Annotated in this window: 1 protein-coding gene and 2 pseudogenes; 2 read left to right on the forward strand and 1 reads right to left on the reverse strand. The window is 42.4% G+C overall.

Going from position 1 to position 889, the window contains the following annotated elements; all coding sequences use genetic code 11:
- A pseudogene (locus L1D55_RS27385) lies at positions 1-213 on the forward strand (IS5/IS1182 family transposase); the annotation flags it as partial.
- A gap of 52 nt (positions 214-265) precedes the next feature.
- Here L1D55_RS27385 and L1D55_RS27390 read toward each other — a convergent pair.
- Positions 266-562 (reverse strand): annotated as a pseudogene (locus L1D55_RS27390) (sensor histidine kinase); the annotation flags it as partial.
- A 161-nt stretch (positions 563-723) separates the two neighbouring features.
- Here L1D55_RS27390 and L1D55_RS27395 point away from each other — a divergent pair.
- Positions 724-889, forward strand: a 166-nt coding sequence (locus tag L1D55_RS27395) for a transposase (protein ID WP_239918167.1), incomplete at its 3' end; no start/stop codon positions are given.

Raw genomic sequence — 889 nt, forward strand, 5'->3', positions numbered from 1 at the left:
GTATTGGAAAGAGCGGTATGGTATTGGAAAGAGCGGTATGGATACCACAAGCGTTCACTCTCAGAAACAGCGATGTATCGAGTTAAACAGTTGCTAGGAGGGAAACTGAGCTTAAGAAATTACAATGCCCAGGTGGGTGAAACTTACGCGATGATAAAAGCGTTGAACAAGCTTACTAGGTTAGGTATGCCTAAAACCTGTCGTATTGACTAAGAAATACGCGAAACGGGTTGGCTCTATATCTAAATTTAATTACGCAACAAAGCCCTTCTGGCGCCGCGTGTGTCGTGATATTACCCTGACTATCGAGAAAATAGATGTCGAAGTCAGGCCCAATCAACATCAAAGTATGGAATATAGATTTAAGGGCTTTAGGATTGTAATCCGTGCCAATCATCAGCGGGTTATCGTCACGCATGTGAACCGCGAGTTCTTTATGTAAACTTTGTTTAGTTCTCTGTTCTATGGTCTCTTTTTGCCAGTGATAAGTGTAAGCAATCACCACACTCTCAAGTAAAAACCACAAACTGGTGAACAACACTAAGCGCGATTTAAAACTCATGTTCCCTCCTCAATGGCTCTTAAGCTCAGGACGCGACACATAGACCTAAACTTTGGATTCGAACTTATAGCCCACACCCCAAACGGTTTTAATAAAGTCTGATCCGCCCCAGCAGTTTTGGACACTGAGTTAAGTGAGTACAATCACTAACGAGGTGAACAATGACAACTAAGAAAACTAGAATTAAACATTCCCCTGAATTTAAAGCAGAAGCCCTGAAGTTAGCAGATAAAGTGGGAGTAGCTGCGACAGCAAGACAGCTTTCTTTACATGAATCTCAAATCTACGGGTGGCGAAAGAACTCGAAGAAAGACACCAGTACTAGTC

It is taken from the genome of Vibrio sp. Isolate22, from assembly GCF_022398115.1.
In the GTDB taxonomy this organism is placed as follows: Bacteria; Pseudomonadota; Gammaproteobacteria; order Enterobacterales; family Vibrionaceae; genus Vibrio.